The sequence below is a fragment of the Paenibacillus sp. SSG-1 genome, assembly GCF_002224835.1.
Taxonomy (GTDB): Bacteria; Bacillota; Bacilli; order Paenibacillales; family Paenibacillaceae; genus Paenibacillus_AQ; species Paenibacillus_AQ favisporus.
Genome location: NZ_MBRK01000001.1, coordinates 6,350,279 through 6,375,925, shown reverse-complemented (window position 1 = coordinate 6,375,925; position 25,647 = coordinate 6,350,279). Strand labels below are relative to the sequence as shown.

The 25,647-nt window shown below is 53.4% G+C and carries 26 protein-coding genes; 25 read left to right on the top strand and 1 reads right to left on the bottom strand.

Going from position 1 to position 25,647, the window contains the following annotated elements; genetic code table 11:
• Positions 1-9: 9 nt before the first annotated feature.
• The 7 genes from veg (at position 10) to BCV73_RS29070 (ending at position 5,771) form a co-directional block, all read left to right on the top strand.
• Entirely contained in the window at positions 10-285 is a 276-nt protein-coding gene (veg, locus tag BCV73_RS29100; RefSeq protein WP_076176655.1) for a biofilm formation stimulator Veg, read from the top strand.
• 134 nt (positions 286-419) lie between these two features.
• A complete protein-coding gene (locus BCV73_RS29095) occupies positions 420-599 on the top strand; it encodes a small, acid-soluble spore protein, alpha/beta type (protein ID WP_076176656.1) in 180 nt (59 codons plus the stop codon).
• Positions 600-913: 314 nt separating this feature from the next.
• Positions 914-1,768 carry a 4-(cytidine 5'-diphospho)-2-C-methyl-D-erythritol kinase gene (gene ispE / locus BCV73_RS29090; protein WP_076176657.1) on the top strand — a complete coding sequence of 285 codons (855 nt, stop codon included), beginning with the start codon at positions 914-916 and terminating at the stop codon, positions 1,766-1,768.
• A gap of 120 nt (positions 1,769-1,888) precedes the next feature.
• Complete coding sequence (gene purR, locus BCV73_RS29085) at positions 1,889-2,719, top strand: pur operon repressor (RefSeq protein ID WP_076176658.1); 831 nt, start codon at positions 1,889-1,891, stop codon at positions 2,717-2,719.
• 194 nt (positions 2,720-2,913) lie between these two features.
• Entirely contained in the window at positions 2,914-3,198 is a 285-nt protein-coding gene (gene spoVG / locus BCV73_RS29080; RefSeq protein WP_076176659.1) for a septation regulator SpoVG, read from the top strand.
• 123 nt (positions 3,199-3,321) lie between these two features.
• Positions 3,322-4,713, top strand: coding sequence for a bifunctional UDP-N-acetylglucosamine diphosphorylase/glucosamine-1-phosphate N-acetyltransferase GlmU (gene glmU, locus BCV73_RS29075; protein ID WP_163883102.1), 1,392 nt, complete (start codon positions 3,322-3,324; stop codon positions 4,711-4,713).
• Between the two features lie 104 nt (positions 4,714-4,817).
• Positions 4,818-5,771 (top strand): ribose-phosphate diphosphokinase, encoded by a 954-nt coding sequence (locus BCV73_RS29070; RefSeq protein ID WP_076176661.1) that lies wholly within the window; start codon positions 4,818-4,820, stop codon positions 5,769-5,771.
• Positions 5,772-5,847: 76 nt separating this feature from the next.
• Here BCV73_RS29070 and BCV73_RS29065 read toward each other — a convergent pair whose 3' ends face one another.
• Positions 5,848-6,048 (bottom strand): hypothetical protein, encoded by a 201-nt coding sequence (locus BCV73_RS29065; RefSeq protein ID WP_076176662.1) that lies wholly within the window; start codon positions 6,046-6,048, stop codon positions 5,848-5,850.
• A 149-nt stretch (positions 6,049-6,197) separates the two neighbouring features.
• On the opposite strand from BCV73_RS29065, the gene pth reads away from it, so the two are divergent.
• The 18 genes from pth (at position 6,198) to tilS (ending at position 25,621) form a co-directional block, all read left to right on the top strand.
• On the top strand, positions 6,198-6,758 hold the full coding sequence (gene pth, locus BCV73_RS29060; RefSeq protein ID WP_076176663.1) for an aminoacyl-tRNA hydrolase: 561 nt from the start codon (positions 6,198-6,200) through the stop codon (positions 6,756-6,758).
• Positions 6,759-6,838: 80 nt separating this feature from the next.
• The gene (fin, locus tag BCV73_RS29055; protein WP_076176664.1) at positions 6,839-7,069 is read left to right on the top strand and encodes an anti-sigma-F factor Fin; all 231 of its coding nucleotides are present in this window, start codon (positions 6,839-6,841) and stop codon (positions 7,067-7,069) included.
• Between the two features lie 239 nt (positions 7,070-7,308).
• On the top strand, positions 7,309-10,833 hold the full coding sequence (mfd, locus tag BCV73_RS29050; protein WP_089549465.1) for a transcription-repair coupling factor: 3,525 nt from the start codon (positions 7,309-7,311) through the stop codon (positions 10,831-10,833).
• Positions 10,820-11,995, top strand: a complete 1,176-nt coding sequence (locus BCV73_RS29045; RefSeq protein ID WP_089549464.1) for a peptidylprolyl isomerase — start codon at positions 10,820-10,822, stop codon at positions 11,993-11,995. The genes mfd and BCV73_RS29045 overlap by 14 nt, the downstream gene beginning before the upstream one ends.
• 245 nt (positions 11,996-12,240) lie before the next feature.
• Entirely contained in the window at positions 12,241-12,783 is a 543-nt protein-coding gene (spoVT, locus tag BCV73_RS29040) for a stage V sporulation protein T (RefSeq protein ID WP_076176700.1), read from the top strand.
• A gap of 189 nt (positions 12,784-12,972) precedes the next feature.
• Entirely contained in the window at positions 12,973-14,652 is a 1,680-nt protein-coding gene (locus tag BCV73_RS29035) for a putative polysaccharide biosynthesis protein (RefSeq protein ID WP_089549463.1), read from the top strand.
• Positions 14,653-14,870: 218 nt separating this feature from the next.
• Positions 14,871-16,361 carry a bifunctional methyltransferase/pyrophosphohydrolase YabN gene (yabN, locus tag BCV73_RS29030; RefSeq protein WP_089549462.1) on the top strand — a complete coding sequence of 497 codons (1,491 nt, stop codon included), beginning with the start codon at positions 14,871-14,873 and terminating at the stop codon, positions 16,359-16,361.
• Between the two features lie 76 nt (positions 16,362-16,437).
• Complete coding sequence (locus BCV73_RS35505) at positions 16,438-16,623, top strand: hypothetical protein (RefSeq protein ID WP_218828204.1); 186 nt, start codon at positions 16,438-16,440, stop codon at positions 16,621-16,623.
• 54 nt (positions 16,624-16,677) lie between these two features.
• On the top strand, positions 16,678-16,950 hold the full coding sequence (locus tag BCV73_RS29025) for an HU family DNA-binding protein (RefSeq protein WP_076176669.1): 273 nt from the start codon (positions 16,678-16,680) through the stop codon (positions 16,948-16,950).
• A 1-nt stretch (position 16,951) separates the two neighbouring features.
• A complete protein-coding gene (locus BCV73_RS29020; protein ID WP_076176670.1) occupies positions 16,952-17,230 on the top strand; it encodes an RNA-binding S4 domain-containing protein in 279 nt (92 codons plus the stop codon).
• Between the two features lie 187 nt (positions 17,231-17,417).
• Positions 17,418-17,699 carry a sporulation protein YabP gene (gene yabP, locus BCV73_RS29015; RefSeq protein ID WP_089549461.1) on the top strand — a complete coding sequence of 94 codons (282 nt, stop codon included), beginning with the start codon at positions 17,418-17,420 and terminating at the stop codon, positions 17,697-17,699.
• Positions 17,696-18,274 (top strand): spore cortex biosynthesis protein YabQ, encoded by a 579-nt coding sequence (yabQ, locus tag BCV73_RS29010; RefSeq protein WP_089549460.1) that lies wholly within the window; start codon positions 17,696-17,698, stop codon positions 18,272-18,274. Before yabP ends, yabQ begins: the two co-directional genes overlap by 4 nt.
• A 60-nt stretch (positions 18,275-18,334) precedes the next feature.
• A complete protein-coding gene (locus BCV73_RS29005) occupies positions 18,335-18,700 on the top strand; it encodes an FtsB family cell division protein (RefSeq protein WP_089549459.1) in 366 nt (121 codons plus the stop codon).
• Between the two features lie 125 nt (positions 18,701-18,825).
• Positions 18,826-19,317, top strand: coding sequence for a S1 domain-containing RNA-binding protein (locus tag BCV73_RS29000; protein ID WP_076176674.1), 492 nt, complete (start codon positions 18,826-18,828; stop codon positions 19,315-19,317).
• 536 nt (positions 19,318-19,853) lie between these two features.
• Positions 19,854-22,265 (top strand): stage II sporulation protein E, encoded by a 2,412-nt coding sequence (spoIIE, locus tag BCV73_RS28995; protein ID WP_373319067.1) that lies wholly within the window; start codon positions 19,854-19,856, stop codon positions 22,263-22,265.
• 166 nt (positions 22,266-22,431) lie between these two features.
• Complete coding sequence (locus tag BCV73_RS28990) at positions 22,432-23,169, top strand: vWA domain-containing protein (protein ID WP_076176676.1); 738 nt, start codon at positions 22,432-22,434, stop codon at positions 23,167-23,169.
• Positions 23,153-24,100 (top strand): serine/threonine protein kinase, encoded by a 948-nt coding sequence (locus tag BCV73_RS28985; protein WP_089549457.1) that lies wholly within the window; start codon positions 23,153-23,155, stop codon positions 24,098-24,100. The genes BCV73_RS28990 and BCV73_RS28985 overlap by 17 nt, the downstream gene beginning before the upstream one ends.
• A 75-nt stretch (positions 24,101-24,175) precedes the next feature.
• Positions 24,176-25,621 (top strand): tRNA lysidine(34) synthetase TilS, encoded by a 1,446-nt coding sequence (tilS, locus tag BCV73_RS28980; RefSeq protein ID WP_089549456.1) that lies wholly within the window; start codon positions 24,176-24,178, stop codon positions 25,619-25,621.
• Positions 25,622-25,647: the final 26 nt, after the last annotated feature.

Here is a 25,647-nt window from a genome sequence, read left to right as displayed (position 1 = left end):
TCGTCGACAATGGCTAAAAATACGCTGTTGGAAATCAAACGCAATCTCGAAGCTCACGTGGGTCAGAAGATTTCGCTTCGGGCTAACGGTGGTCGTCGCAAGACCGTCGAGCGTACTGGTGTTTTGGAAGAAACGTACCCATCTGTTTTTATTGTGAAATTGGATCAAGAGCATCAAACCTTTAAACGTGTTTCATACAGCTATGCCGATATTCTTACGGAATCCGTGGAGGTTATTATTTGCGATGATAATACCGGCACCCGGATCGAGTTGGAGAAAGCGTAACTTTAATGACAAAACAGCCTTCCTGATGGAGGGCTGTTTTTAGTTGGCAGGGGGATATGGAATGAGGAGCGGCCGGGAGCGGGATAATACTTATGGCAGCAGCCTAATTCCGATGGAACCAAAGGAGGATGTTCATGAGCCGCAGACGCCGCAGTGTCATGTCGGATGAGCTGAAGAATGAGTTGGCTAAGGATTTGGGATTTTACGAAACTGTCCAACAGGAAGGCTGGGGAGGTATTAAGGCCAAGGATGCGGGCAACATGGTAAAAAGAGCGATCCAGCTTGCCGAACAGGCCGCCGCACGTAAATCCTGATTCACACCAGCAATGCCGGCGGAGGCCTCCCAAGCGGGAGGTTCTCCGTTTTTTGAATTAAAGGCTGTGTCCGCTCCGCCCTTTGTCTGTAAACGGAAAATGACTTGACTGGTTCAGTTTGATATAATGATTTGAAGTTGCAGATTTCTGGATTGAACCCAAGAGAAAAAAAGCTTGAGGTGCATTCCAGGTTTCTGGATTGAGCCCAAGAGAAAAAATGCTTGAGGTGCAATCCAGGTTTCGGATTGAGCCCAAGGATTCGAAGCGGCTTGTGTCAATCCAGATAGAGGGAATCTTGAGGGTGGGTGAACGCCTTGAAAATTTACGAAAAAGCACCGGCCAAAATCAATTTGATGCTGGATGTATTACATAAACGGCCAGACGGGTACCATGAGGTGGAAATGGTTATGACGATGGTCGACCTGGCGGACCGGCTGGAGATGTCGGCTTTGCCCCGGGATACGATTATTATTTCAAGCCAGGCGGGATACATACCGTTGGATGAGAAGAATTTGGCGTTTCAGGCCGCAAGGCTGATTAAGGACCGGTACGACGTCAAGAGCGGTGTGCATATCCATCTGGATAAGAAGATCCCCGTAGCAGCAGGTCTGGCCGGAGGAAGCAGCGACGCCGCCGCCACTCTGCGTGGTCTGAACCGGCTGTGGGATTTGAACATTCCGATAGAGGAGCTGCAGAAGCTGGGTGCGGAGCTCGGATCGGATGTTCCGTTCTGCGTGACTGGAGGTACCGCTCTGGCGACAGGGCGGGGTGAAAAGCTGACGCCTGTGGCGAATCCGCTGCAGTGCTGGGTGATTTTGGCCAAACCGCCGATTAACGTATCGACCGCGGAGGTCTACGGCAAGTTCAGAGCGGCGCAGGTCAAGGAACATCCATCGGCCCAAGGCATGATCCGTGCGATCGAAGCGGGAGACTTTCATGGCGTATGCACCCGCCTGGGGAACGTGCTGGAGGATGTGACGCTGAGGCTGCATCCCGAAGTGCAGCAGCTGAAGGAAGGGATGCTGCGTCTTGGCGCAGACGGGGCTTTGATGTCGGGCAGCGGGCCGACCGTATTCGGCCTGGTGTACAAGGAATCGAAGGTGGCACGAATCTATAACGGGCTGCGGGGCTTTTGCAAAGAAGTGTATGCGGTGCGCCTATTGACCTAACTTCGCCAACCATGTTGTACAAATCCGTACAAAAATGATATATTCTTACTATAATATTCGGATTTTCTGGGTGATTTTGCTTTAGATTCCGATGAATACAGCGATAGCGAGGAGTATTTCGTGAAAAAATTAAAGCGAAGCGCGCGTTTGGTGGAGATGACGCAGTATCTTTTGTCCAGACCGCATACATTGATCCCGCTCACCACATTTGCCGATAGATACGGAGCCGCCAAGTCTTCGATCAGCGAAGATTTGGTTATTATCAAGGAAGTGTTTGAGGAGGAAGGCATCGGGGACCTGCTGACGCTGGCCGGGGCCGCCGGAGGCGTGAAATATATTCCGAAAATGCCGAAGGAGCAGGCGCTGGTGTTTGCGAACGATCTTTGTTCCCAGCTTCAGCAGAAGGACCGGATTCTGCCCGGCGGGTATTTGTACATGTCCGATTTACTGGGACAGCCTTCTCTTATGAACGAGGCGGGAAAGATTTTTGCCACTGCATTCTCCGGCAAGGACATCGACGTGGTCATGACCGTGGAGACCAAAGGGATTCCGCTGGCTTATGCCACCGGGGCCCAGCTGAACCTGCCGGTTGTTCTCGTGCGCCGGGACCACCAGGTTACGGAAGGATCTGCCGTGAGCATCAATTACGTGTCGGGATCGCATAAGAGCATCCACACGATGTCCCTTTCGCGGCGGGCGCTGAAGGAAAAGTCGCGCGTCCTGATCGTGGACGATTTTATGAAGGCAGGCGGCACCATCCAGGGCATGGTAGATCTGCTGGCCGAATTTGATGCCGAAGTCGCAGGCGTAGGCGTATTGGTCGAGTCGGGAGCGGTGGAATCAGAGGAGCGGCTACTGCACGATTATGTGTCCCTGGCGACACTGACGGCGGTCGATCCAAAGACGAAAGAAATATTTGTGAGCCCCGGGAATTATTTTGACCCATCTTAACGTTGAAGAGGCCTGCGGATTTTGTCGATAAAAATATTTTATCGGCGAATAGTTCCGAAGTCTGTCGACACTCACATTCTTATAAAAAAATTCCTGATTTTAGGACATTTTGTTAACTTAAAAAAGAGGATTTCGCGCATGCTGTGTGGAATTATACACCAAGTCTCTGATGGAAAAAGGTGGTGAACACACACATGCAAATTACGGATGTCAGACTCCGCCGCGTTAACTCCGAGGGGAGAATGAAAGCAATCGCATCCATTACCATTGATAACGAATTTGTTGTTCATGACATTCGGGTCATCGATGGAAACAATGGAATGTTCGTTGCTATGCCGAGCAAACGCACTCCGGATGGAGAATTCCGCGACATTGCCCACCCAATCTCTTCCGGCACCCGGGAGAAGATTCAAACGGCCGTCCTGGCGGAATATGAACGCGCTGCCAGCGAAGAAGAAGTGATCGAGGAAGGCGCTTAAGTTTACAATTGGGGTTCAAGGAAAGGAGAGCCAGGACTATGGCTCTCTTTTCTTTTTGCTTATAATACGATATATTCAGTATTGAGCGAGTTCTAGAGTAGGAGGTCAAGATCCTTGAAAAGAATGGCGATTGTTCTTGCCGCAGGGCAGGGAAAACGAATGAAATCCAAATTATACAAAGTGCTTCATCCCGTCTGTGGCAAACCGATGGTTGGGCACGTCGTGGATACCGTCAAACAGGTGAACTGCGAACGGAGCATTGTCATCGTTGGCCACGGGGCAGAGGCTGTCCAATCTTATCTGGGTGAGGCCGCTGAATACGTGCTGCAGGAGCAGCAGCTTGGTACAGGCCATGCGGTGAAGCAGGCCAAAGCTTTACTGGGCTCGGAAGAAGGCTCAACCATTGTCATCTGCGGCGATACTCCGCTGGTCACGGCCGAGACACTGCAGGGACTGACGCAGCTGCATGAAAGCAACAACGCTGCCGCCACCGTACTGGTTGCTTATACGGACCAGCCGCAGGGTTACGGGCGCGTGATCCGCAGCGAGGACGGAAGCGTACTACGTATCGTTGAACAGAAGGACTGCACGCCGGAAGAGGATGCGGTTCGTGAAATCAATACAGGCACTTATGTTTTTGATAATGCGAAATTGTTTGCCGCTTTGGAGAAGGTAACGAACAACAACGTCCAGCAGGAATATTATTTAACGGACGTGATCGGGATTCTTGTAGGCGAGGGAGAAACCGTTCTCGGCTATGTGACCGACGACTACGCTGAGTCGATCGGCGTTAATGACCGCCGTGCACTTTCAGAGGCTGAAGGATTAATGCGGGAACGCATTAATATTCGTCATATGCTGAACGGCGTCACGATCATTGATCCCGCTTCAACGTATATCGGTGCCGACGTGACCATTGGAGCCGACTCCGTGATCTATCCCGGCACGGTACTGAAGGGAAAAACGGTTATCGGTGAAGATTGCGTGATCGGCCCGCAGAGCGATATCAGCGATTCCGTCATCGGCGACGGCGTGACGATCAAGCATTCGGTGCTGGATCAGGCAGAAGTGGGTTCTAGAACATCGGTAGGCCCGTATGCATATCTGCGTCCGAAATCCAAACTTGGAGAAGACGTCAAGATCGGCGATTTTGTGGAAGTGAAAAATGCAACGATCGATAACGGCTCCAAGGTTTCGCATCTAAGCTATGTCGGCGACGCGACGGTAGGCAAGAACGTCAATGTCGGCTGCGGTGCGATAACGGTCAACTACGATGGGTATAATAAGTTTATGACTGAAATTGAAGATGATGCTTTTATCGGCAGCAATGTGAATCTGGTGGCTCCGGTGAAAGTGGGCAAAGGAGCCTACGTAGTAGCGGGCTCGACGATTACCCAATCGGTTCCTGAAAATGACCTGGCCATCGCCAGAAAACGCCAGGAGAATAAACCGGGGTATGCCGAGAAAATTCGCTCCAAGGCCAAAGCCAAGAAGGAAAGCAAGCAGCAGGTTTAAACGTAAAGCGTCCCCGTCTTACCGGGGAGTGTGAGATACATGGTTTCAAGCGGCATGGAGGCAGGCCAGAATTTCAATGAACCAGCACGGAGGGTTTTAATTCTATGACTTATTGTGATTCGAAGTTAAAAATATTTACATGCAATTCCAATCCGAAGCTCGCACAGCAAATTGCGGATTATATCGGCATCCCCATGGGGGATTCGCATACGACCAGCTTCAGTGATGGTGAGATTCAGGTAAAATTATCGGAGAGCGTTCGCGGCTGCCACGTTTATGTCGTGCAGTCGACATGCGGTCCGGTAAATGACAATCTCATGGAACTGCTGATCATGGTCGATGCGCTGAAGCGTGCTTCTGCGAAGAGCATTAACGTCGTAATCCCTTATTATGGGTATGCGCGTCAAGACCGTAAGGCCCGTTCCCGTGACCCGATTACCGCTAAGCTGGTTGCGAATCTGATTGAGAAGGCGGGTGCCCACCGTGTCATCACGATGGACCTGCATGCGATGCAGATTCAAGGCTTCTTCGACATTCCGGTTGATCATCTGCTTGGGGTGCCGATTCTGGCCCAGTATTTCCGTTCCAAGCAAATCGAGAATCCGGTTGTTGTGTCTCCTGACCACGGTGGTGTGGTTCGTGCCAGAAAACTGGCTGATTTCCTGAATGCCCCGCTGGCCATCATTGATAAACGCCGTCCGGAACCGAACGTAAGTGAAGTCATGAACATCATTGGTCATATCGAAGGCAAAACGGCCATTTTGATCGATGACATTATCGACACGGCCGGCACGATCGTGCTTGGGGCCAATGCCCTGATGGAAGGCGGCGTCAAGGAAGTGTATGCTTGCTGTACGCATCCCGTCTTCTCCGGCCCGGCGATGGAACGCCTGGAGAATTCTCCGCTCAGTGAAGTCATCGTGACGGATACGATTCCGATTATGCATCCGGAGCCGAGCAAGAAGATCAAAGTTCTGTCGGTAGCTCCGTTGATGGGTGAAGCCATCATCCGTGTGCATGAGGAATTGTCCATCAGCAAGCTGTTTGAAATCGAATAAGGCAAGGGAAGGTATATGCAAAGAGAGGGTTATGTTTCCTGGCTCCAGGAAATATAACCCTTCTCGCGCATGCTCTTTAATATCCGGGTGTCGACACAAACGTATACAAATTCCGGTTGTAGAGCGTACCTTGAATTTCAACGAAGTGCTTGGTGAATGAGGTAATCGTTCCAATGTCCACGTGTACGCCCTGCCGGAGAACCTGAACGGGAATGCCGTGGATCTGGTGCTGCTGAAAGTGCCGGTGCAGCGTAAGCAATTGGCCGAATTCAGTCATGAACCGTACCACCTTCTTATGGTGATCATGGATGCCATGGCAAGAAGCGATGCAGCATCCTATACTCTATTGTAACAAAATTTGGTGCTAATGCTAACTTGCACAGCAGGCGTAGCGGCAGCGGCCGGTTTGGAGGATCGAATAACGCAATGAAATGGATTGTAGGACTCGGGAATCCGGGATCCAATTATGAAAAAACGCGCCACAACGTCGGTTTTATGATGCTGGATGCGCTGGCGGAGCGGCATGGTATTAAGTTTGGGCCAAGCAAATGCAAGGCGCTGATCGGCGAGGGCTTTATCGGAACCGACAAGGTCGTTCTTATCAAGCCTATGACGTACATGAACCTGTCCGGAGAAGCGGTGCGGGCCTATATGGATTATTACAAGGCAAAGCTCGAGGACATGATCGTCGTTTATGACGACATGGATACGGCAACCGGCAAAATCCGCCTGCGGTATCAGGGCAGCGCCGGAGGCCACAACGGCATCAAATCGATCATCCAGCATACGGGGACGCAAGTGTTCGACCGGATCCGGATGGGGATTTCCCGGCCCGAGCCGGGATACGCGATTGTCGACTATGTGCTCTCGAATTTTCCGAAAAAGGAGAACGAGCTGCTGAAGACGATGATTGAGCAAGCCTGCGACGCCGCGGAGTTCAGTCTGAACCATACCTTTGAACAAACGATGGCCAAGTTTAACGGTTGATCTCGGGGGCAGGAACCGGGGGCTAAACGAACGTTTTTTCGGGCATACTGAAGTATAAACGACTTTCAGGAGGCATATAGATGGCAATAAATTATATTTGCCGGCACTGCCGCACGCCGCTCGGAAAAATAGATTCGTCCCTGGTTACCGACGCCCAGCTGGGGTTCCATTCCTTGACCCCGGCAGAACGTAGAGATATAATAGCGTATGATTTAAGCGGCGACGTAACGGTCAAAGTGATCTGCGATTACTGCAGAGAAGCGCTGGAGAACAATCCGGAGCTGAGCCTGTTGGCAAACCCGCTTCAATAATGTTGTGCGCGAACCGCGAAGAATGCGGACAGATACCGTGAATGGAAGGGCCTTGGCAGTGCTGCTGAGGCTTCTTTTGGGTATTCCTTTTGTCCAGTCTCCTAAGACCAGGGGATGTCCGCTGCCGGTAGATATATTTTAATGAAGCACAGCGAAAAATCACCGCAGTCAGGTATTTTATGGTAAAATTCAATCTACCATCCAAAAGATAACAAGTAAGCATAAGAGAGGTGCCCCCTTTGTTACATGCACTTATAGAAGCTTTCTCTAAAGATCCGGATTTGAAGTCGATTACCGCCGGGTTATCGGCCGGTATGAAGGAACAGCTCGTTTCCGGGTTATCGGGGTCCGCGCGTCAGGTTATGCTGTCGGCACTGTTTGAAGAAATCAAACGCCCGATGCTCGTCGTCACTCACAACATGTTTTCCGCCCAGAAAATCGCGGAAGATTTACAGGAAGCGCTTTCACCAGACCGTGTACTGTTGTATCCGGCCAATGAGCTGGTGGCAGCCGAATCCGCGGTATCCAGTCCAGAGACCCTTGCGCAGCGTATTGATGTGCTGATGAAGTGCGCGCAGGGGTTTTCGGGCATTGTGGTGGCACCGTTTTCGGGTGTGCGCCGGTTTCTGCCTGCCCCGGAAGTGATGGCCAAAGCCCAAATTGTAATTCAAGATGGAGGCACACTGGACGCCCAAGCTTTCCTGGCCCAAATGATCGAAATGGGATACGAACGGGTAGAACGGGTCGAAGGCAAGGGCGAAATGAGCGTACGCGGAGGAATTATCGACTTTTACCCGATGACCTCCCTATTGGCCTACCGCGTCGAGCTGTTTGACGACGAAATCGATTCGATTCGCACGTTTGATCCGTCCGATCAGCGGTCAATCGATAAAGTTAAGGAAGTCACTATTACGCCATGCAAGGAGATCATCGCCGATCACCAGAGGCTGGAGCAGGCAGCTGCAGCCACCGCTCAACTGCTGGAAGAGCAGCTTGGCAAGATGACCGACCGGCAGGCGAAGCTGCGTCTAACGGAAGAAATGAAACGGGAGATGGAGCTGCTGCGCGAGCATGTCTATTTTCCGGAAATCTATAAATATATCTCTCTGCTCTATCCGGAGAGCAAGACGCTGTACGACTATTTACACAAGGACACCGTCCTCATTCTCGACGAGCCGGCGCGCCTTCTTGAAACAGCCAAACAGCTGGAGCGTGACGAATCCGAGTGGAACTTGCATCTGCTGCAGAACGGAAAGACGCTGCCGCAGCTGCATTTGTCCGTTGACGGCGACGAGATCCTGTACCAGCGTCCGTTCCAGACGATATTCATGTCGATTTTCCTGCGTCAGGTTCCGCATACCCAGCCTCAGAACATCCTGAACTTTATCAGCCGGGGGATGCAGGATTTCCATGGGCAGATGAACGTGCTGAAAGCGGAAATGGACCGTTGGCATAAATCCGGGGTTCAGGTGATGATGCTTGCCAGCAGCGACGAACGGCTCGACCGGATGCGGCGGGTGCTGCAGGATTATAACATCGAGGAGCCGATCATGCTGCAGGGTAATTTGCAGACGGGCTTTGAGATGCCGTCCATTCATCTGGCGGTAATTACCGAGGGCGAAATGTTCTCCCAGAAGCAGCGGAAGATCCGCAAGCTGGGCAAAAACATTGATAACGCCGAGCGCATCAAGAGCTATACTGAGCTGAAGGTCGGCGATTATGTCGTCCACCAAAACCACGGCATCGGTAAATATATGGGTATCGGCACGCTGGAAATCAACGGCATCCACAAGGACTATATGCATATCCTGTATGCCGGCGGCGACAAGCTGTCCGTGCCGATCGAACAGATCGATCTCATTCAGAAATACGTCGGTTCGGAGGAAAAGGAGCCGAAGATCTATAAGCTGGGCGGCAACGAGTGGACACGCGTTAAAAATAAAGTCCGCTCTTCGGTACAGGACATCGCCGACGATTTGATCAAGCTGTACGCCGAGCGGCAGTCGACGCCGGGATACGGCTTTGAGAAGGACACGACCGAGCAGCAGGAATTCGAAGAAATGTTCCCTTACGATGAGACACGCGATCAGCTGCGGGCGATCGAAGAGATCAAGAAGGATATGGAGCGGAACCGTCCGATGGACCGGCTGCTGTGCGGAGACGTAGGCTACGGCAAGACCGAAGTGGCGATCCGCGCCGCGTTCAAGGCTGCCATGGAGGGCAAGCAGGTGGCCGTTCTTGTGCCGACGACGATTCTGGCGCAGCAGCATTATGAGACTTTCCGGGAGCGGTTCTCGGGATATCCGATGAACATCCAGGTGCTGAGCCGGTTCCGTTCCCGGAAAGAGCAGAACGAAACGATCAAGGGGATCCGCCAGGGGACGGTCGACGTCGTGATCGGGACGCACCGCTTGTTGTCCCAGGATCTGGTGTTCAAGGATCTGGGCCTCCTGATTGTGGACGAGGAGCAGCGGTTCGGTGTGACGCATAAGGAGAAGCTGAAGCGTCTGAAGACGAATGTCGACGTGCTGACCCTGACGGCGACGCCGATTCCGCGGACGCTGCATATGTCCATGCTGGGAGTCCGGGATCTGTCTGTCATCGAGACGCCACCGGAAAACCGCTTCCCTGTGCAGACGTATGTCGTGGAATACAGCCAGACGCTGGTGCGGGAGGCCATCGAACGGGAGCTGGCCCGCGGCGGTCAGGTGTATTATCTGTACAACCGCGTTCAAGGCATTCATGAAATGGCCGCCCAAATTTCGGCGCTGGTGCCGGAGGCCAAGGTTGGAGTGGGCCACGGGCAAATGTCGGAGACGGAGCTGGAGAAGACGATTCTCGACTTTCTGGACGGGGAATACGACGTCCTTGTCAGCACGAGCATTATCGAGACAGGTGTCGATATTCCGAACGTGAATACGCTTATTGTGCATGATGCTGACAAAATGGGCCTGTCCCAGCTCTATCAGCTGCGCGGCCGTGTCGGACGCTCCAACCGGATTGCGTACGCGTATTTTACGTACCAGCGGGATAAGGTGCTGACCGAGGTGGCGGAGAAACGCCTGCAGTCGATCAAGGAGTTTACGGAGCTCGGCTCCGGCTTCAAAATCGCGATGCGCGACCTGGCGATCCGCGGAGCGGGGAACCTGCTTGGTGCGGAGCAGCACGGGTTTATTGCCTCCGTCGGCTTCGACCTGTATTCGCAAATGCTTGCCGAGGAAATCCAGAAGCGGAAGGTGTCCGTTCTCGGAGAAAAGGTCGAACCGGAGAAGACGTGGAACACCGCGCTCGATATCGGCATCGATGCGTATTTGCCGTCCGAGTACATTTATGACAGCATTCAAAAGATTGAAATTTATAAGAAAGTGGCGGCAGTTTCTTCGTTCGACGACGGGAAAGAGCTGGAGGATGAGCTGCTGGACCGCTTTGGGGAACTGCCTGAGGCGGTAACGAACCTGCTGACCGTCGCCCGGCTGAAGGTATACGGCAAGATGTACGGCATCGACTCCATCAACCGCCATGGGGATGATCTGATCCTCAAATTTTACGAGGGGCAGGAAAAGGCCGTCAGCACCGCGAAGCTTGCACAGGTTGGCAATCGCTTCGAGAGACGTGTACAATTTGAGCAGGATGCTCAAATGACAATCCGAATCAAAGGCAAGGGGCTTGATGACAAGCAGCTGCTCGATCTGCTGGAACAATTCTTGGAAGCGATCCGTGAGCTGTTCAAATCGAAGGAGGAACTTCAGGATGTTGTTCAATAAGAAAAAAGCATGGAGAGGAATTCTGCTGACTTTGGTGTGCGTACTGACCCTTTCCGTGCTGGCAGCCTGCGAGAAAGGCGGCTCCGATAAAGAGAAGGATGCCAGTAAACCGGTGGCAACCTATGAAGGCGGAGAGATTACGGAGAATGAATTTGAGACGCAGAAAAAAATCATGACGTTTATGTCTCCGGAATATGCCCAATTTATGGACATGGCCGATTTCCAGGATTATTTGGTGAAGCAAAAAATTGCTTTTAAATATTTGAGCGGCAAGGCTACGGACGATGCCAAGAAGGAAGGCGAGAAAAAGGCCGGCCAGCAAATTGACCAAATGAAGAAACAGGTGGGCGATGACCAGTTCAAGCAGCTTCTGGGCGACCAGAAGCTCAAAGAGGACGAGCTCAAGCAATATTTGGTGCAGGTTATGACGGTTATGGAGGACATGAACGCCAAAGTGACCGAAGACGACATCAAAAAGCAGTATGAGGCCAACAAGCAGGATTTCATGGTGGCCACGGTGCATCATATTTTGATCGGGCTGACCGATTCGAATAACAAGGAGCGCACCAAGGAAGATGCGCTGAAGATTGCCAAAGACGTCAAATCGCAGCTGGACAAAGGGGGAGATTTTGCCGAGCTGGCCAAAAAGTACTCGGATGATTCCTCCTCCAAGGACAATGGCGGCGTCTACAAAGACTTTACCGTTGGACAGTGGAGCGTGCAGGAGTTCAAAGAGCAGGTGCTGACCCTTCCGCTGAACAAAATCAGTGCTCCCGTCGAGTCCAATCTCGGATACAGCATTATCAAGGTCGATTCCCGCAAGGACACGCCTTATGACAAGCTGACGAACGATCAGAAAGAAATGATCCGGAGCAATCTGGGCGCTTCGAAGATCGATCAGTTTATGCAGAATGATCTGACGAAGATCATCAAGAAGATTGATCTGCCGAAAACGGCGGATACGTCCAAGAGCGGCACGGGAACAACCGGAACGGGAACGTCCGGAAGCGGCACGGAAGGCACTACTTCCGGTACATCCGGAAGCGGAGACGGCACCGGTACAGGCACGACAGGCAGCAGCGGAGATGCCAAAACCACCGATAAAGGTACGACTACTTTTGAAGAAAAGGTAACCGAGCCCGGCGAGGGATCGGGCAAATAATCCATATTCCGCATTGAATCGTGTGCAGGAAGGAAGGCGCGGGCCAGACCCGCGTCTTTTTTTGCGGCAATGAGCTGGATAAAATGTGCAGAACAACCGCAACTAATAGTTCCAACATCATGTATAAGGAATTGGGAATGGATGAATACTATGGGCAGATATCACAACTTATATTCCTGGGACTCACCTCTTCCCATAAGAACAGTAGTTGAAAAATCTTCTCTAGAAAGCGGGGCAACATGTTAATGAAAGCTACTGGAATAGTCCGCCGTATCGATGACCTGGGCAGAGTGGTCATCCCTAAAGAAATCAGACGTACACTGCGTATCCGTGAAGGAGATCCGCTTGAAATTTTTGTAGACCGTGATGGTGAAGTTATTCTGAAGAAATACTCCCCGATCGGCGAGCTGGGCGATTTCGCCAAGGAATATGCGGAGTCGCTGTATGAAGGCACTGGACATACGACCATCATTTCCGACCGCGATACTTTTATCGCCGTTGCAGGCGGCTCCAAGAAGGAATACTTGGAGAAACCGATCGGATCCCTGATCGAGAACTGCATGGACAGCCGCAAGACGCTGCTGGAAACAAACCAAGGCAGCTACGAAATCAGCAAGGACCATCAGGAGAATCTGTCCTCCTTTGTGGCCGCGCCGATCATTTCCGGCGGAGATCCAATTGGTTCAGTGATCCTGCTGAGCAAGGACGAAGCGACCAAGATGTCGCAGCTGGAAGTCAAAATGTCCGAGACAGCCGCTGCTTTTCTTGGCAAGCAAATGGAGCAGTAATCCGGCAGCCCGGTACGGCTCTTCCTCGAGCACCCGAAGCTCCCCCTTCATATTCACGGATGATCCGGGAATGAAGGCGGGAGTTTTTTGTGTCCGCGCTCCTCAGGTATAATAGGTGTATTCGTATCAAAAAAACGGAAGCAACGCCAATTGACCGAGGTTGAATCCGGGCAAAAAGTAGGGAAGAGGATGAAACAGACAGGTGCGGCATCGAAGATGCTGCAGGGGGCTTTGATTTTAAGCATGGCTATGGTGCTGTCGAAACTGATCGGCACGCTGCAGAAAATTCCGCTGCAAAACATGGGTGGGGATGCGGTGTTCGGCATCTATAACACGGTATATCCGCTCTATTCATTAATGATGACGATCGCACTCGCGGGCCTGCCCGCCGCGATCTCGAAATTCGTCGCAGAGGACGAAGCCGTCGGGGGGACGGGGGAAGGACTCCGGGTGATGAGGCTGTCCTCGGTGCTGCTGGCGCTGCTGGGCATCGTCCTGGGGGCCGCCGTGTACACCTGCGCTCCGCTTATCGGGACCTGGATCGACAATTCCAGCGTCGTGCCGGCGGTGCGGACGGCGTCCTTAGCGCTGCTGTTTGTGCCGGTGATGACCGGGATGCGCGGCTTTTTTCAGGGATATCAAAACATGATGCCCACCGCTGTTTCGCAGATCACGGAGCAGTGTGCGCGGGTCGCCGTCATGATCGGGCTGCTGATTTACCTGACGGGGATCGGGGCGAAGCCGGAGACCATCGCAGCAGGGGCGCTGCTGGGGTCGGCCGCTGGCGGAGCTGCCGGCTTCATCGTCATGCTCGGCTATTGGCGCAGGTTCCGGCGGAATCGGCGTGGCTCTGCCGGCGCAGAAGGCGCTGCCGTGTCGGCGCACAAGGAGTCTGCCGTTCGGACGGGCCAGCCGCATCAAGCCGGGCGGGAGAGCAGCTGGAGCCTGCTGAAGCGGATCCTGCTGTACGCGATTCCCGTCTGCCTGGGTTCACTGGCCGTGCCTTTAATCGGCATGGTGGACAGCTTTACCGTACCGCGGCTGCTCAAAGCCGGAGGCGCCGGCGAGGCGGGGGCGATGATCCAGTTCGGCATCTATAACCGCGGCATCCCTATCGTCCAGCTGGTGACGATGCTGGCTACATCGTTGTCAGTGCTGTTCATCCCCGCTTTGGCGGAGGCCAAGGCGAGAGGCGACCGCGAGCTGGTGAGCGAGCGTACCCGGCTGTCCCTGCGCTGGTTCTGGCTGCTGGGACTCGCCGCATCGGTGGGGATTGCCATTCTGGCCGATCCCCTGAATATCGCGCTGTACCAGGACACGGCGGGCAGCGGCGTCATGCGCTGGATCGCCTTTACCGCCGTCGGCAGCGCGCTCAGCATCATTTCAGCCGCGCTCCTGCAGGGCGTCGGCATCGTGCGTGCGCCGGCCGTGCACCTGCTGGCCGCGGCAGCGGCGAAGACGCTGCTGAACCTGCTGCTGGTTCCGCAGCTGGGCATTACCGGCGCGGCCATCGCCGGCGTGGCCGCGCACTTCCTGGCGGCAGCGCTCAACATCGCGCTGCTGGCCCGCAGCACCGGCCTGCGCATTCGCGCCGGTGCCGCCTTGGCCAAGCCGGCGCTGATGCTGGCCGGCATGGCCGTGGTGGCGGGCGCTGCGGCGCTCGCGGCGGACGCGGTGCTGTCCGCGCTCGGGCTGCCCGCCCGCCTCGTGGCCGCCGCGGCAAGTGTTGCCGGTGCCGCGGCCGGGGGCGCCGTGTTCCTCGCCGGCGCCGTGCTGGCCAAGCTCCTTACCGAAGAGGAGCTTGCGATGCTGCCGATGATCGGCCGTCCGCTGACCGCCTTACTGAAGCGGGTTCGGCTGCTGCGGTAATAACCGCAGGGACTGGGGAATCTTCTATTTTTGGCCGTCATAGAGGGAGAATGATAGAAGGCGGAGGATTAAAGGATCCGCTGAACTAGCTTCAGTAAAGGGCCGGGCCATGCGGGGACTCTCTTGCGCTTCTGGTTTTCTTTTAAAAAAGAAACCGTGATATAGTATATTTATGCCCCATTCCCGGAAGAATGGGAAATAGAGCGGAGGAATGACATATGAGCGCAGTACTGAAGGTTGTCGGTCTCGGTTCGGGCAACCCGGATCGGCTGACGATGGGTATTGTGAAGACATTGCAGCAGGCATCACAAATCTACGTCAGAACGAAAGAGCATCCGGTCATGTCGATGCTGGAGGAGCTGAAGCTCGAAGTCAGTTCGTTTGACCACATCTACGAAGCGCATGATTCGTTTCCGGAGGTGTACGCCTCCATCGCAGACCGGCTGCTGGAGCTGGCTTCGGCCGCCGATGAACAGAGCGTGATCGTCTATGCGGTGCCCGGGCATCCGATGGTGGCGGAGTCCACCGTTCAGCTGCTGAGGGAGCACTGCCCGCAGAAGGGGATCTCCCTTGAAATCTTGGGCGGGGAATCCTTTCTCGACGAAGCCTTTATCCGACTCGGTTTTGATCCGATCGAAGGCTTTCAGCTTCTCGATTCCACCGGCATTCGCAGCAGCATGCTGCAGCCCCAGCTGCACACCGTAATCGGGCAGGTATACGATGAGTTTACCGCTTCCGAGGTGAAGCTGTGCCTCATGGAGCTCTATCCTGACGATTACCAGGTCGTTGTCGGACATGCGCTTGGTGTCGAAGGGGAGGAGCAGGTGCTTCAGGTTCCGCTGTATGAGCTTGACCGTGCCCTTGGTTACGGTAACCTCTCGCTCGTATACGTTCCTAGAAGTGACGACGAGAGTCTGCGCCAGCGGACCTTCGCCCGGCTTCATGAAATCGTCGGCATCCTCCGCAGTCCGGAGGGCTGCCCGTGGGACCGGGAACAGACGCATGCGTCGATCCGGAAAAATCTCATCGAGGAAACCTACGAGGTGCTGGAGACCATCGATGACGATGACCCTGAGCATATGCAGGAGGAGCTTGGCGATTTGCTGCTGCAGATCATGCTGCATTCGCAAATGGAGGAAGAGGAAGGCACTTTCAGCGTGTTCGACGTCATTCAAGGGTTGAATGACAAGCTGATTTTCCGCCATCCGCATGTGTTCGGCGAGAACAAGGCCAAGGATGCGGAAGCCGCCTTGCAGAACTGGGATGCCATGAAGGCCGAGGAGAAACGCCGTAAAGGCATCGAGCCCGAGAAGGCGTCCGCCCTGGACGGGATTCCAAGAGACCTGCCGGCGCTCATGAAGGCTTATAAACTTCAGAAGAAGGCATCCAAGGTCGGGTTCGACTGGGATTCCATCGAGGGCGTATTCGACAAGATCGAGGAGGAGCTCGGAGAGCTGCGGCAGGCCGTGGCGGAGGGACAGAGCGTCGACGAGCAGGTAGGCGAGCTGGGTGACCTTCTGTTTGCGGCGGCGAACGCGGCCCGGTTCCTGGATGCCGATCCGGAAGAAGCGCTGTCGAGAACGAACCGCAAGTTCGTCAGCCGGTTCCGTTATATCGAGGATGTGCTGCACGCAGAAGGCAAAACGCTGCAGGAAGCCAGCCTGGATGAGATGGAGGAAATTTGGCAACGGGCCAAAAATGAGGTATGATATGAAATCTCCGGTCCCCGGAGGGACGGAGGGCGCCTTCAATGCCTGCGAAGTGAAGCCCTTATAGCGAACAGGAATGAATGACTTTCGTATTTCATGGTTCCGATTTCGCGCAAAATTTCCGTTAGATGACACCCAGCAGCTTCTTTTTGCAGGGATTTCCTCGGAAATTATAAAAAATTGGCGGATTGAGGCAGGAATTCGGGCGGCACAGCAAGAATACCATACAGAACGCGCCAAAAGCGGTATGATTTGGGGCTAAGCTCCTCTACCGCGCCAATACTTATTTCTTTGTATATTGGGAGGATTATAATTTATGAACAAGACAGATCTGATCAACAACATTTCCACGAAAAGCGGTTTGACTAAAAAAGACGTGGAGTCCGTTCTGAACGGTTTCCTGGGTGAAATTGAGGAAGCTCTGGCAAGCGGTGAAAAAGTTCAGCTGATCGGCTTCGGCACTTTTGAAACCCGCAAGCGTTCCGGTCGTACAGGCCGCAACCCGCAAACCGGCAAAACCATCGAAATTCCGGAATCCAACGTTCCTGCTTTCAAAGCGGGCAACAAGCTTAAAGAAGCCGTAAAATAAGATGCGCGTCGACAAATTCCTTAAGGTATCAAGGTTAATTAAGCGGCGTACCGTTGCGAAGGACGTCTCCGATCAAGGAAGGGTCCTCATTAACGGCAGGGAAGCCAAGCCCAGCAGCACGGTCAAGGTGGGCGATGAGATCACCGTCCAGTTCGGCCAGAAGCTGGTCACCGTGAAGGTGGAGCGGCTTGCCGAAACGACCCGCAAGGACGAGGCGAACAGCCTGTACACCTTGGTCAAGGAAGAACCGATCGCCAAAGATAACGGTTTGAACTGGTAAGCGGGCATTCCAGAAGGCATATACAGCAGCACATTAGAGGCATCTTCCGATCACGATCGGGGGATGCCTTTTTAGCTTGGCACGATGTTCAGCTTATGCTTAAAGTTCCTCCGTTTCACCCGGCAGGGCTGGTTCTAAACCCCGAAACCGCTCCATAAGCTATTGTTAAGAAGGAGGGGTACATGCCATGATCGAGCAAGCGAAAAACAAGCAGCATGAATTGCATATGCTGAATCGCAAGCAGCTGCACCTGACGGGGGTAAACAATGTGGAGAGTTTTGACAGCGAGGAGTTTCTGCTCCAAACCGAGCTAGGGCACCTGACCATCAAAGGCCAGAATTTACATATTAAAAATTTAAACCTGGAAGAAGGCCTGCTCTCGATCGAGGGCCACGTGAATTCCTTGGTTTATTTGGATCCCGGTTCGCACAGCAAAAACAAAGGAATGCTCGGCAAGCTGTTTAAATGAGTCCACAGATTCAATGGATTACCCTGCTGTGGATGCTGTTCTCGGGAGCGGCGTTGGGGGTGGCCTATGACAGTTACCGGGTGCTGTCGGGCCAGCTCCACTTTCCGAAATGGACCCTTCATGTATTGGACGTGCTGTACTGGAGCGCTGCGGCCCTGTTTGTGTTTCGGATGCTGTATATCAGCAATTACGGCCAGCTTCGGTTTTATGTATTTGTGGGACTCTTTATTGGGGTATGGGTATATTTTTTAATCTTGAGTGTTACAACCCAGCGTTTTGTGGTAATGTTAATAAGGACAGTACGTTACGTGATTGATGTGGTCAAGCGTTTGTTTCGGGCGCTCGTCTGGGCTCCGATCCGTGCGATCTTGAAACTGTTGAAGTGGATTGCCGTCATGCTCGGCAGCCTCCTGATGTTTCTCCTCCACGTGATCCTGCGCTGTCTCACGCCTTTCTGGAAGCTGCTTCAATGGATGCTCCGCCCCATCACCTCCCGTCTGAAGATGCCCGAGTGGTTCAGGAAGATTCTCACCGCAGCTGCAGAGCTGTGGAAGCGATGGTTCTCCAAGGAGTAGACAAGGCTTAGGAACGGCCCGTTACGCAACGATTTCCGTATTTGTAAAGAGGAGGCATTCATGGGAAAATACGCTGCATCACCAGCCCAAACCCGTCCGCAGACTACACAAAAGAATGACAAGCAGCCTGCCGGTCATCATGCTGGCGCACGGAGGCGGATTTTTTTATGGCTGACTTTCATGATTCTGTTTATGGGGTGGGCAGGTTATACCTTTATTGACCAGAATTCGCAAATTGCGGACAAGAGTTCCGAGCTGTCGAAGAAGCTGAAGCTGGAGGCACAGACCACACAGACGAAGGCACAGCTCGAGCGGGACGTGAAACGGCTGAACGATCCGGAGTATATCGGACAGTTGGCAAGGAAGAAATATGGTCTGTATTTGCCGGGGGAAACTCCGATTCATGCGGAATCCACCAGCCCTTAATATAGGCGCTGAAGTGGGTTATTACTCAGTTGACCTGGGTTTACGCTTTATGTATAATCAAATCACCACAGCCAAGGTTTTATTAAATCTTGTTGTATATTTTTAAGGGAGGATCATTTTATTCTATGGCAATCGAAGTGGGCACCAAGTTAGAAGGCAAGGTGACAGGCATAACGCATTTTGGAGCATTTGTGGATCTGTCAGGAGGTGTCACGGGTCTCGTTCACATCTCGGAAATCGCCGATAATTACGTCAAGGATGTCAACGATCACCTGAAGATCAATGATGTTGTGACAGTGAAGGTGATCAATGTCGATAAGGACGGCAAGATCGGGCTTTCCATCAAACAAGCTGTTGATAAGCCGGCATCCGAAGCTCGGCCTCCAAGAGGACCAAGACCGGAACGTACCGGTGGAGGCGGCGGAGACCGTTTTGGCGGTGGCGGTGGTGGAGGTTACAATCGTGAACGTGGCGGGCGTCCGTTTAAGCCTGCGGCCAACAAGACTTCATTCGAGGATAAAATGTCTCGTTTCCTAAAAGACAGCGAGGAGCGCATATCGTCGATCAAGAAGAACACGGAATCCAAGCGCGGAGGCCGTGGCGCGAAACGCATGTAATTTTTACTAACAGATTAGAGCATACGATAACCGTATGAAGCAGATAACCGTAGAGGGCGCCAAGCCTTCTGCGGTTTTTTTGTTTTTGCCGCGGGCCAGGTACTGTTCTGCAGTCTTCTTCCCATCAAGGACGGCATTCGGTAATTTTGTCGTTCTGCAAGAAATTACCGACAGCATCCAACGCCATTCCAGCTATCTCTGTCGCAATCGCTAGCCGAAGCGGTGATTTTATTCGGGAGATTCCCCCGGATCGAACCCGCTGGAAACGGGCTGGAAGTGTTGGGGGACAACCAGTCGACCCGGATTTCCGATCATTCGGGAACGCAGGCTTTTTTGTCGGAAATTTCTTGGGCGCTTGTCCGCTGTTCTGACAAACTTTCATGTTTCACCGGTTCTATAATGGGTACCAACAAATCCTACGAAATGGTGGTGCCAAGCTCATGGAAAAATGGAATGTGATGGACGTGCCTGTCATGAAATCGGCAAAGGGGGAAACGGTCGTGGACGGAATGAGCTGGTCGGAACGGATCCGGAACATGTCGGCCGTGCAGCGGCCGATGCAGTTCCTCGCAGCAAAGAAGTGGATGCTGCTGCTGACTTTTATGGGCTTCTTACTCGGAAAAGCCATGATACTGGACGAGCTGTCGCCGTTCGCGGTCGCCTTTTTTGCAGTCATCGCCTTCATGCGGCGGGATTACATCCTGCCGGTGGGGATGGCCGTAATCCTGGGCTCCCTGTTTGCTCCGTTCCCGGCACCGCTGATCATCGCGGCCGAGCTCATCATCTTCCACCTGATGTATAAAGGGCTGAACGCCTTTGACCATGCCGAGTTATCTTACGCGCCGCTGATGGTGTTCGTCTCCGCCTTCTGCGTCAAAATATTCACGGTGCTGATCGGTCCGCCATTTACGTGGTATTCCCTGATGATGACCGCGGTCGACGCCGTACTCAGCTTTGTGCTGACGCTCGTGTTCATCCAGGCGATTCCGGTGTTTACGTATAGGAAAAAGAACTATCAGCTGAAAAATGAAGAAATTCTATGCCTGATTATCCTGCTTGCTTCCGTCATGACGGGTGCGGTGGGTTGGAGTATATATAATTTGTCCGTGGAGCATGTCCTCTCCAGGTACCTGATCCTGGTGTTTGCGCTGGTCGGCGGGGCGCCGCTCGGGGCTTCGGTCGGCGTCGTAACCGGGTTGATTCTGAGCTTGGCGGATATATCGGCCATTTATCAGATGAGCCTGCTCGCTTTTTCCGGGATGCTCGCCGGCATGCTGCGGGAAGGGCGGAAGGGGGCCGTATCCATCGGCATGCTGCTGGGCTCTTCCATCCTGTCTATCTATTTCAGCGGTCCGGGCGACGTCATGCAGTCCACCTGGGAAACCTGTATCGCCATCGGACTGTTTCTGCTGACCCCGAAGGCAATGATTGCGGTGATCTCCAAGTATGTGCCGGGGACGACGGATCACAGCAAATCGCAGCATGAGTACGCCAAGCGGGTAAGGGATCTGACAGCCGAGCGGGTGACCCAGTTCTCGCAGGTGTTCCGTCAGCTGTCCCAGAGCTTCGGCCAGGTGTCCGGCACGGAGGAGGTGAGCAAGCGGAACGAAGAAATGGACCATTTTATGAATGCCGTGACGGAAGGGGCGTGCGCGAACTGCTTCAAGAAAAACCATTGCTGGGACGCGAAGTTCTATCAAACCTATAAATATATGACCGACGTGATGACTTCGGTGGAGGAGAATCCGGAGATGTCGGCTGAGGACGTTCCGGAGGAATGGAAGAGAATGTGCGCCAAAACCGGCGACGTTGTGGATGTCATGAAGCAGCAGTATCATCTCTACCAACATGATATGCAGTGGAAACGGCAAATATACGACAGCCGTCAATTGGTCGCCGAGCAATTATCGGGCGTATCCCAGGTGATGGAGGACCTGGCTAAGGAAATTCAGCGGGAAGGACAAGCGATGTACCGGCAGGAGGAGCAAATTCGGGACGCTTTGGAGAAGCTGGGACTGTCGATCCAGGGGATCGAAATCATCAGTCTGGATCCCGGACATGTAGAAATCGAAATTGTGCATGCGTATACAAGGGGGTACGATGAATGCCGTAAAATTATTGCGCCGCTGCTGTCCGATATATTGGACGAACATGTGGCCGTGCTGAATGAAACGTTCAGCAGTACCAAAGACGGGCTTGCGACCGTCATGTTCGGGTCGGCCAAAACGTTTGAAATTACGACGGGGGTGGCCGGGGCCGCCAAAGGAGGAGATCTGCTGTCAGGCGACAGCTTCAGTACGGTCGAGCTGGGCAACGGCACTTTCGCCGTGGCGCTGAGCGACGGAATGGGCAACGGAGAGCGGGCAAGGCTGGAGAGCAGCACCGCGCTGAACATTTTGGAGCAGCTGCTGCAGTCGGGCATGGATGAGAAACTGGCGATCAAATCGGTGAATTCCATTCTGATGCTTAGATCCCCGGAGGAGATTTATGCGACAGTGGATATGGCGTTGATTGATCAATATACAGCGGAAACGACGTTTATGAAAATCGGCTCCGCCCCAAGCTTTATCAAACGGGGCAATGAAGTGATTCCCGTCTCGGCCAGCAACCTGCCGATCGGCATTATTCAGGATATTGAGGTGGACCTGGTCACCTTGAAGCTGCAAGCAGGGGACATCGTGATCATGATGACGGACGGCATCTATGATGCGCCGGGTTACGCCGTGAACAAGGAATTGTGGATGAAGCGGATGCTGCAGGAGATCGAAAGTAACGACCCGCAGCATATTGCCGACTGTCTGCTTGAGAAAGTGATTCGTTACCAGCAAAATCAAATTCATGACGACATGACCGTCGTTGTCGGAAAGGTGGAGCATTACCAGCCGGAGTGGGCTACCCTGCATGTGCCGGGCGTCGACCGCATGGAGCGGCCGCGCACGGTCAGCTGACCGCATTGCGGGATCATGATCGGAGGTGAATATGTAAAACTAGTTGTTATCCGTCCCATTGCCCGGGAAATGGGATGGAGAGGCCGGGCAGCCGTTTGAATCTCTCAAAAGTGGAAATACTAGAACCTAAAGGGTGATAGACACTTTTGGGAGGAATGATGCCATCATGAAACAAATTTTATTAATTACGGACGGATGTTCCAATGTCGGGGCAAGCCCGGTCATGGCCGCGGCTCATGCGCTGCAGGAGGGAATTACGGTAAATGTCGCGGGTGTGATCGATTACGGAACGATTGGGGAGCTTGGCAGCTTGGAAATTGCTGAAATTGCCAAGGCCGGCGGGGGGGTGAGCCGCATCGTGGGGACTAGGCAGCTGGCTCAAACGATGCAGATGATGACGCGCAAAACGGTGGTTCAGACGATACAGCAGGCGGTTAATAAGGAGTTAAAGACGATTTTGGGGGACGGATCCCTGGAGGAGCTTCCGCCCCAGCAGCGGTCTCAGGTAGTTCAAGTCGTGGATGAGCTGACCGAAACGACACCGCTTCAAGTCGCCCTGTTGATTGATGCCAGTGCCAGTATGAAGCCGAAGCTGGCTGCGGTCGAGGACGCCATTCGGGATTTGATGCTCAGCCTGCAGGCCAGGGAAGGCCTAAGTGAACTGGCTGTATTCCATTTTCCCGGACGGAACAGCGGAGAGGACGCCGTCATGGACTCCGACTGGATCCAGGATCTTGGCGGAGTGCGCAACTTGTTCCAACGAATCCAAATGAAAGGGGCCACGCCAACCGGACCGGCGATTCTGAAGGTGATTGATTTCTTCCGTTATGGTACACTAGACGGACAAACCTGGCGGGGAAATGACGGAGAAGGAGAAGGGATGCTCGGTGACTACGTCGTCTAGACCGGCATATCCGGTCGGAACGGTAATTACGGGAAAATGGCATAATAACCGCTTTGTGATCCGGCGAGTGCTTGGACAGGGCGGCAATGGCATCGTGTACCTCGTTCACAAGGCCGGATACCGGAATTTGTACGCGCTGAAAATGGGGTATGACACGCTGGATCTGCAGTCGGAGATCAATGTGCTGACCTCATTGCAGTCACAGAGCAGGCGCCAGGACGGGCTGAAGGGGAGCTTCAAAACTCCGTTTCTGCTGGAAGTGGATGATTTTACGGGGATGGGTAAAGAAGTGCCATTCTACGTGATGCGTTATATTGAGGGGAATCCGATCCATCATTTTATCCGCCGGCGGGGCGAGGAATGGGTTGGAATTACAGGGCTGCGGCTGCTCGAAAAGCTGACCGGCCTGCATCGGCTCGGGTTCATATTCGGAGACCTTAAGCCCGACAATGTCATGGTATCGGATTATGGGCAGGTGGAATTGATCGATTACGGCGGCGTCAGTAAAATCGGACGCAGCGTCAAGCAGTTCACGGAATGGTATGACCGGGGTTACTGGAATGCCGGCAGCCGCAGCAGCGATGAAGCTTACGACTTGTTCGCTTTTGCCGTGCTGATGATCCAGCTTCTGAATGAAGAGGGACTGAAGGCGGCCTGCGCCCAGCTGCTTCCGCAGACGCGGAACCGCTCGGAGCTGCTCACCCTGATCGGCCGAAGCCCGAGGCTGAAGCCGTATGCCCAATGGCTGCGCAAAGCAATCCAAGGAGAATTTTCGGGGTCCAGGGAGGCACTTTCCGCGTGGAAACAGCAAATTTATGCACCGGCCATTTCCGGCAGAGCCCCGGGCAAGACGCCGAGGTGGCTGATCAATACGTTTGCCTTCTCAGTCATTATGCTGGGAGCTGCAGTGTACTTTGTATTTTTTAAATGAGCAACACCAGATCGGTGAGCTGTATAATAGAAGATATTGATACATAGGCATGAATGCGAAAAAAGGAGAACATGGATGGAGAGCAGGCAGAAGTTCAGCACAATTAAAGAGCAAGTGCTCCGCACAGCGGAAGAGCACCGCTTATGGTCTCCCCATGACACCCTCGTAGTCGCAGTATCCGGAGGTCCGGACTCTGTGGCTCTTTTGCATGTTCTGAAGGACATTTCCGAAACGGCGGTCCCCCTTAACCTCATTTGTGCCCACGCTCACCATGGGCTGCGGCCGGAAGCGGATGAGGAAGCCGAACTGGTCCGGCGGCTGGCCGCGGAATTAGGCATCCGGTTTGAGATGGCCAGAGTCGACGTACCTTCTTATATGAAGGAGAGCGGCAAGGGGGTGGAGGAGGCGGCCCGGGTCAAGCGCTATGAATTTTTGTTTGAAACGGCGCAGGCCTGCGGTGCCAACTCTATCGCTCTGGCCCATCACGCCGACGATCAGGCGGAGACGGTGCTGATGCATTTGCTGCGCGGAAGCGGGCCGGGGGGGCTCCGGGGAATCCGGTTCAAAAGACGGGAAAAAAATGTGGAACTTATCCGCCCTTTCTTACGTATATACAAAACAGACCTCGTGGATATGTGTGAGCAGAATGGTTATCCTTACGCTGTCGACCAGACCAACTTCCAGACCGAGTACAGACGGAATGCAATCCGTCTGGATGTCTTGCCTTATTTAGGGCAATATAATAGTCGGATTGTTCAATCGATCAATCAGATGGCTGACATTATCGGCCCGGAAGACGACTTCGTGGAACAGGCAGCGGTGAACGCATACCGCGAACTGGTACAGTGTAATCATGGAAGGCACGCTTTTCGGGCGCCTTCCTTTTTGGCCTTACATGTCGCTTTACAACGGAGGTTGATTAAACTAATATTAAATTATCTGTCGCCGGGTTCCGAAAACACCGATTATCACAAGATCGAAACCATTCGGCACGGGATTCATCAGAAAGACAGCACAACATGGCACCTGGATCTGGGCTGCGGCCTGGTCTGCGTACGCGAATACGATTGGATTACGTTTATGCACGGGGTGCCTGAGAAGATGATTGGCTATACATATCGGTTGGATGCAATCGTCCCGGAGTTGTGGTTGCAAGAAATAAGGAAAGTCCTGAGAATGGCGGAGCATACGCCTGAAGTAAATCAATTGTCCAAGATGGCGTTAGACGGTCATCAAGCGGTTTTTGACGCCGATGAGCTGCAGTTTCCGCTCACCATCCGTTCAAGACAGCCTGGGGACACAATGAGAATCATGGGATTAAACGGAAGCAAAAAGGTAAAAGATATTTTCATTGACGCGAAGATACCTCCATCCATGCGCTCCCGCATACCGGTTCTTGTTGACGGTTCAGGCAGCATCGTATGGATCCCGGGTGTAAGGCGTTCGATTCATGCCGCTGTAGGTGCGCATACATCGACGGTGCTTCACTTTTCCCTGGAGGATGCGGGGAATGCGGAGTAACTGTAATGGTCATTGTTAGGCTTTCA

What these genes read in the sequence shown, in the direction of transcription:
- yabP (WP_089549461.1), top strand. Translation starts at nt 17,418, where the DNA reads ATGATCGAGCAAGCGAAAAACAAGCAGCATGAATTGCATATGCTGAAT.
- BCV73_RS29095 (WP_076176656.1), top strand. Translation starts at nt 420, where the DNA reads ATGAGCCGCAGACGCCGCAGTGTCATGTCGGATGAGCTGAAGAATGAG.
- BCV73_RS29025 (WP_076176669.1), top strand. Translation starts at nt 16,678, where the DNA reads ATGAACAAGACAGATCTGATCAACAACATTTCCACGAAAAGCGGTTTG.
- BCV73_RS29000 (WP_076176674.1), top strand. Translation starts at nt 18,826, where the DNA reads ATGGCAATCGAAGTGGGCACCAAGTTAGAAGGCAAGGTGACAGGCATA.
- BCV73_RS29005 (WP_089549459.1), top strand. Translation starts at nt 18,335, where the DNA reads ATGGGAAAATACGCTGCATCACCAGCCCAAACCCGTCCGCAGACTACA.
- pth (WP_076176663.1), top strand. Translation starts at nt 6,198, where the DNA reads ATGAAATGGATTGTAGGACTCGGGAATCCGGGATCCAATTATGAAAAA.
- BCV73_RS35505 (WP_218828204.1), top strand. Translation starts at nt 16,438, where the DNA reads ATGAATGACTTTCGTATTTCATGGTTCCGATTTCGCGCAAAATTTCCG.
- BCV73_RS28990 (WP_076176676.1), top strand. Translation starts at nt 22,432, where the DNA reads ATGAAACAAATTTTATTAATTACGGACGGATGTTCCAATGTCGGGGCA.
- tilS (WP_089549456.1), top strand. Translation starts at nt 24,176, where the DNA reads ATGGAGAGCAGGCAGAAGTTCAGCACAATTAAAGAGCAAGTGCTCCGC.
- BCV73_RS29070 (WP_076176661.1), top strand. Translation starts at nt 4,818, where the DNA reads ATGACTTATTGTGATTCGAAGTTAAAAATATTTACATGCAATTCCAAT.
- BCV73_RS29045 (WP_089549464.1), top strand. Translation starts at nt 10,820, where the DNA reads ATGTTGTTCAATAAGAAAAAAGCATGGAGAGGAATTCTGCTGACTTTG.
- BCV73_RS29065 (WP_076176662.1), bottom strand. Translation starts at nt 6,048, where the DNA reads ATGACTGAATTCGGCCAATTGCTTACGCTGCACCGGCACTTTCAGCAG.
- spoVG (WP_076176659.1), top strand. Translation starts at nt 2,914, where the DNA reads ATGCAAATTACGGATGTCAGACTCCGCCGCGTTAACTCCGAGGGGAGA.
- spoIIE (WP_373319067.1), top strand. Translation starts at nt 19,854, where the DNA reads ATGTCGGCCGTGCAGCGGCCGATGCAGTTCCTCGCAGCAAAGAAGTGG.
- glmU (WP_163883102.1), top strand. Translation starts at nt 3,322, where the DNA reads ATGGCGATTGTTCTTGCCGCAGGGCAGGGAAAACGAATGAAATCCAAA.
- yabN (WP_089549462.1), top strand. Translation starts at nt 14,871, where the DNA reads ATGAGCGCAGTACTGAAGGTTGTCGGTCTCGGTTCGGGCAACCCGGAT.
- yabQ (WP_089549460.1), top strand. Translation starts at nt 17,696, where the DNA reads ATGAGTCCACAGATTCAATGGATTACCCTGCTGTGGATGCTGTTCTCG.
- BCV73_RS29035 (WP_089549463.1), top strand. Translation starts at nt 12,973, where the DNA reads ATGAAACAGACAGGTGCGGCATCGAAGATGCTGCAGGGGGCTTTGATT.
- spoVT (WP_076176700.1), top strand. Translation starts at nt 12,241, where the DNA reads ATGAAAGCTACTGGAATAGTCCGCCGTATCGATGACCTGGGCAGAGTG.
- BCV73_RS29020 (WP_076176670.1), top strand. Translation starts at nt 16,952, where the DNA reads ATGCGCGTCGACAAATTCCTTAAGGTATCAAGGTTAATTAAGCGGCGT.
- fin (WP_076176664.1), top strand. Translation starts at nt 6,839, where the DNA reads ATGGCAATAAATTATATTTGCCGGCACTGCCGCACGCCGCTCGGAAAA.
- veg (WP_076176655.1), top strand. Translation starts at nt 10, where the DNA reads ATGGCTAAAAATACGCTGTTGGAAATCAAACGCAATCTCGAAGCTCAC.